This window comes from Porcipelethomonas sp., from assembly GCF_051893655.1.
Taxonomy (GTDB): Bacteria; Bacillota; Clostridia; order Oscillospirales; family Ruminococcaceae; genus Porcipelethomonas.
The window spans coordinates 1-5,066 of record NZ_JBJFHN010000007.1 but is presented as its reverse complement, the minus strand read 5'-3'; the positions used below and the strand labels follow the sequence as shown (position 1 = coordinate 5,066).

Below are 5,066 nucleotides of genomic sequence, written 5' to 3'. Positions count from 1 at the left end.
TGAGCCGCAAGAATTTTCTGCGTCATTGTCATGCCCATTTATATCATTCCTTTCAAATTTTTTGTTTGGGGAAATTCATGAGTTCAGATTTTTTCAATCAGTATTCTTCTTCAATTAAATAGATAAGATACTTACCGAAATCTTCTGCCAACTCATCTTCAAAAACATAGCCATTGCCTTCGTCAATCGCAGCGATTACACGAGGTTCTCCTTCTTCGTTTGTATTTTCAAAATCAAGGAAAACCATTTCCCCATCATCTTCAAATTTTAATGCCACCCAATCAGGATTAAGATTATTAGCTGCTCTTGCATCCAATGTCCACTCAACCATGCATCCTTCATAGGTGTTCTTATCCATAGAAAAGTCTTCATCAACAATTCCGTATAATTCTACACCAAATACTTCAATATATCCGAACTTTGACAGATAATTCTTTATTTGTGTTGAAAACGCTATGTTGAGCAAACTTTCTGCCTTTTCAATAACTTTTTCTGAATGTGGTGTACCACAGTCAAATTCATCGCATTTTTTTATTTTCTTTATGGCTTTCTCATATACTTTTAAGCTCATTATTCCTCCAAAATTTCCCGAATGCTCAGAATATTTTAATCAGTAAAAAAACAATCATCTTTCCATTTTAATGGATTATTTTCTATATATTTCGATATTTTCAGATATTCTTTTTCATTGCGGATAATGTGGTCATGAAAAGACTTTTGCCAGATTGAAAAACCAATTTGTTTTGTAACTATACCCTTTGTTTGCTGAATAACCGTTGAAATTGTAGGGGCGACCATCGGTCGCCCGATTCTGTCCCGGTTGATCCATATCAACAAATGAATATGATTAGGCATAATGACATATTTATCTATTTTATAATTTGGATAATGTATATGAATATTACGTATTGCATTTTCAACAATTTCACCATATTCTGATAACTTTACATCCTGCGGGCGACCAATGGTCGCCCCTACATTATGCCACAACATATTTTCATGGTTTTTAACACAAACCGTAATAAAATACAAACCATCGGAACTATAATCAAAATTTTTCAGCCGATTTGGTTTTCGTACCGGTAAATCAGGCATACCGATTATTTATTAATTATAGCGCCCTTATCAGCGGATTCTACCATAGCCGCATATCTCTTAAGGTATCCCGAAAGATTTTCTTTTTTGAGTATCTTAGTATTTTTCTTTCTCTCAGCGAGCTCCTCATCGGAAACCTCAAGATTAATTGAATAATTCGGAATATCAATAGAGATGATATCGCCGTCCTGAACGTATGCGATAGTACCGCCGCTTACAGCCTCAGGAGAAACGTGGCCGATAGCCGCACCTCTTGTAGCGCCGCTGAAACGACCGTCAGTAATAAGAGCAACATCCTTGTCAAGACCCATACCTGCAATTGCAGAAGTAGGAGAAAGCATTTCTCTCATACCCGGACCGCCGGCAGGACCTTCATAACGGATAACAACAACGTCTCCCGCCTTGATACCGCCACCTCTGATAACCTCTATAGCTTCTTCTTCACTGTTGAAGACTCTTGCAGGTCCTTTATGCTTTAACATTTCCGGAGCAACTGCACTTCTCTTTACAACACATGCGTCTGGAGCAAGATTTCCTCTCAGAACTGCAATGCCGCCTGTTTCACTGTACGGATCATCAACAGGTCTTATAATATCATGGTTCTTGTTTACAACACCCTTGATATTTTCACCCAGTGTCTTGCCTGTAACAGTCATGACATCAGTATTGATAAGTCCTTTTTTGTTAAGCTCGTTTAAAACTGCATAAACGCCGCCGGCTTCGTTCAAGTCTTCCATATAAGCATGACCGGCAGGAGCAAGATGACACAGATTAGGAGTTTTAGCACTTATCTCATTTGCCATGTCAAGATTTATCTTTATTCCGCATTCGTTTGCGATTGCCGGCAGATGAAGCATACTGTTTGTAGAGCAGCCTAAAGCCATATCGGCAGTAAGAGCATTATGGAAAGCCTTCTCAGTCATAATATCACGAGGACGGATATCTTTCTTCACAAGTTCCATTACAGCCATTCCGGCTTCTTTTGCAAGCTTGATTCTTTCTGAATAAACCGCCGGAATAGTACCGTTTCCTCTCAGTCCCATACCCAGAACCTCTGTCAGACAGTTCATTGAGTTTGCAGTATACATACCTGAGCATGAACCGCATGTAGGACATGCTTTGTTTTCAAATTCTTCAACATCCTCAAGAGTCATTGAACCGGCAGAGTAAGAGCCTACTGCTTCAAACATACTTGAAAGGCTTGTTTTCTTTCCCTTTACATGACCTGCAAGCATCGGACCTCCGCTTACAAATACTGTCGGAACGTTTATTCTTGCCGCAGCCATTAACAGTCCCGGAACGTTTTTGTCGCAGTTAGGAACCATAACAAGTGCATCAAAATGGTGAGCAAGTGCCATACATTCTGTAGAATCAGCAATTAAATCTCTTGTAACAAGAGAATATTTCATGCCTGCATGACCCATTGCAATACCATCACATACGGCAATTGCCGGGAATACTACAGGAGTACCTCCAGCCATAGCTACGCCCATTTTAACAGCTTCTACGATTTTATCTATGTTCATGTGACCCGGTACGATTTCATTGTATGAAGAAACGATACCAACCAGCGGACGCTTCATTTCTTCCTTTGTCATACCCAGGGCGTTGAACAGTGAACGCTGAGGAGCCTTGTCAACTCCCTCGCAGTAAAAATTACAACCCATTGTTTTATACCTCATTAATAAGTTTATAAAAAAGCAAACTGCTTTCCCGACTTTGTAAATCAGGAAAGCAGCAAAGCACATACAGTCCGATTACGTTTTACAATCGGAGATAATTATTAAATTTTAAGAAGAAAATCAGTTATTGATAAACTTGTCTTCTTCGTTGTTCCAGCTGTAAAGCTTACGGATCTCTTCGCCGACCTTTTCTGAAGGATGCTCAGAAGCAAGCTTTCTCATAGCACGGAAGTGAGCCTGTCCGCCTGCCGGAGACATGTCGAGGAGGAATTCCTTAGCGAATGAACCGTCCTGAATGTTCTTGAGGATCTGCTTCATAGCCTTCTTGGTATCTTCTGTAACGATCTTAGGACCAGTAATATAGTCACCGTATTCAGCAGTATTTGAAATAGAATATCTCATACCTGCAAAACCGCTCTGGTAAATAAGGTCAACGATAAGTTTCATTTCGTGGATACACTCAAAGTAAGCATTTCTCGGATCATAGCCTGCTTCAACCAGTGTTTCAAAGCCTGCCTGCATAAGAGCGCAGACACCGCCGCAGAGAACAGCCTGTTCACCGAAGAGGTCAGTTTCTGTTTCTGTTCTGAATGTTGTTTCCAGAACACCGGCTCTTGCACCGCCGATTGCAAGACCGTAAGCTAAAGCCAGATCCTGAGCCTTTCCTGTAGCGTCCTGATGTACAGCAACAAGACACGGAACGCCCTTGCCTGCCTGATATTCTGAACGTACTGTATGACCAGGACCCTTAGGAGCGATCATTGTAACGTCAACATCTGCCGGAGGAACGATCTGACCAAAGTGAATAGCAAAACCGTGAGCGAACATAAGCATATCGCCGGACTTGAGGTTTGGTTCGATATCCTTCTTGTACATATCAGCCTGTTTTTCATCATTGATGAGGATCATGATGATATCTGCCTGCTTTGCAGCTTCAGCAGCTGTGAATACTTCAAAGCCCTGCTTTACAGCCTTGTCCCATGACTTGCTTCCTTCGTAAAGACCGATAATAACTCTTGCGTTGTCGCCTAAAGATTCCTTTGCGTTAAGAGCGTGGGCATGACCCTGGCTGCCGTAACCGATAACGGCGATAGTCTTGCCGTAAAGTAAAGATAAATCGCAGTCTTCCTGATAAAAGACTCTTGCTTTGTTTTCCATTGTTAGGACTCCTTTGTATAAGTATAATTTTTATTGGGCAGTTTGCTTATCCGGGGTTCAGTCACATCCCAGACAGTTTCCGCCTCTTTCAAGAGCTACAAGACCTGTACGGCACATCTCCATTATACCGTATGGTTTTATAAGCTCAATAAAAGCATTGATTTTTGAGCTTTCTCCTGTAATCTCAATACACAGTGCGTCAGGAGAATAGTCGATAATTTTGGAACGGAATACGTCTACCGCTGCAAGAACGTCCTGTCTTGTTGCGGAATCGTTTTTGATTTTTATGAGAAGCAGTTCACGGGTAACAGTTTCATCTCTTTCCATAACCTCAACCTGTTTTACATCGTGAAGCTTGTCAAGCTGTTTTATAATCTGAGTTTTTGAGTATTCGTCACCCATCATTGAGATAGTGATTCTTGAAAATTCCGGAGACTGTGTTTCACCTACTGTGAGAGTATCAATATTAAAGCCTCTTCTGGTGAACATGCTTGAAACTCTGGTAAGTACGCCGAACTTGTTGGCAACCAGAATACCGAATACATATTTTGTCATCAGATTTCACCTCCGTGAATTTCAGTTATTATATCATCAATAGATCCTCCCGGAGGAAGCATAGGAAGAACGAATTCATCCATATCTATCCTGCAGTCGATAACAGCAGGTCTTCTGGCTGCAATTGCGTCGTCCAGAGCCTTTGAAAGCTCATCAGTATTTTCAGCACGGAATCCCATTGCTCCGAAGGCTTCAGCAAGCTTTACAAAGTCTGTCTGACGGCAGAGGGTAGTATTGCTGTAGTGCTTGTTGAAAAACAGCGTCTGCCACTGTCTTACCATTCCCAGTACTCCGTTGTTCATAAGAACAACTATAACAGGTGCATTGCATGAAACTGCTGTTGCAAGTTCGTTTAAATTCATGCCGAAGCTGCCGTCACCTGTGAACAAAACGACAGGTTTTTCAGTTGCTATGTAAGCACCGATTGCAGCACCCATGCCAAATCCCATAGTTCCGAGACCGCCGCTGGAAATAAATGTTCTGGGTTTTTCAAATTTATAGTGCTGAGCTACCCACATCTGGTGCTGACCTACATCTGTTGCGATAACTGCGTCCTCAGGCATTTTTTCGTTTACT

Annotated in this window: 6 protein-coding genes; all 6 read right to left on the bottom strand. The window is 41.4% G+C overall.

Annotated elements, in window-relative coordinates; genetic code table 11:
• Positions 1-97 precede the first annotated feature (97 nt).
• Positions 98-571: an SMI1/KNR4 family protein gene (locus tag ACI4WO_RS00255; RefSeq protein ID WP_439805553.1), complete on the bottom strand. Its 474-nt coding sequence runs from the start codon at positions 569-571 to the stop codon at positions 98-100.
• A gap of 35 nt (positions 572-606) precedes the next feature.
• On the bottom strand, positions 607-1,095 hold the full coding sequence (locus ACI4WO_RS00250; protein ID WP_439805552.1) for a transposase: 489 nt from the start codon (positions 1,093-1,095) through the stop codon (positions 607-609).
• A 5-nt stretch (positions 1,096-1,100) separates the two neighbouring features.
• Entirely contained in the window at positions 1,101-2,762 is a 1,662-nt protein-coding gene (ilvD, locus tag ACI4WO_RS00245; RefSeq protein WP_439805551.1) for a dihydroxy-acid dehydratase, read from the bottom strand.
• 135 nt (positions 2,763-2,897) lie between these two features.
• Entirely contained in the window at positions 2,898-3,935 is a 1,038-nt protein-coding gene (gene ilvC / locus ACI4WO_RS00240; protein ID WP_439805550.1) for a ketol-acid reductoisomerase, read from the bottom strand.
• Between the two features lie 57 nt (positions 3,936-3,992).
• A complete protein-coding gene (ilvN, locus tag ACI4WO_RS00235; protein WP_439805549.1) occupies positions 3,993-4,490 on the bottom strand; it encodes an acetolactate synthase small subunit in 498 nt (165 codons plus the stop codon).
• The coding region (locus ACI4WO_RS00230) for a thiamine pyrophosphate-dependent enzyme (RefSeq protein ID WP_439805548.1) at positions 4,490-5,066 on the bottom strand (577 nt) is incomplete at its 5' end. The genes ACI4WO_RS00230 and ilvN, both read right to left, overlap by 1 nt.

What these genes read in the sequence shown, in the direction of transcription:
- ACI4WO_RS00255 (WP_439805553.1), bottom strand. Translation starts at nt 571, where the DNA reads ATGAGCTTAAAAGTATATGAGAAAGCCATAAAGAAAATAAAAAAATGC.
- ACI4WO_RS00250 (WP_439805552.1), bottom strand. Translation starts at nt 1,095, where the DNA reads ATGCCTGATTTACCGGTACGAAAACCAAATCGGCTGAAAAATTTTGAT.
- ilvD (WP_439805551.1), bottom strand. Translation starts at nt 2,762, where the DNA reads ATGGGTTGTAATTTTTACTGCGAGGGAGTTGACAAGGCTCCTCAGCGT.
- ilvC (WP_439805550.1), bottom strand. Translation starts at nt 3,935, where the DNA reads ATGGAAAACAAAGCAAGAGTCTTTTATCAGGAAGACTGCGATTTATCT.
- ilvN (WP_439805549.1), bottom strand. Translation starts at nt 4,490, where the DNA reads ATGACAAAATATGTATTCGGTATTCTGGTTGCCAACAAGTTCGGCGTA.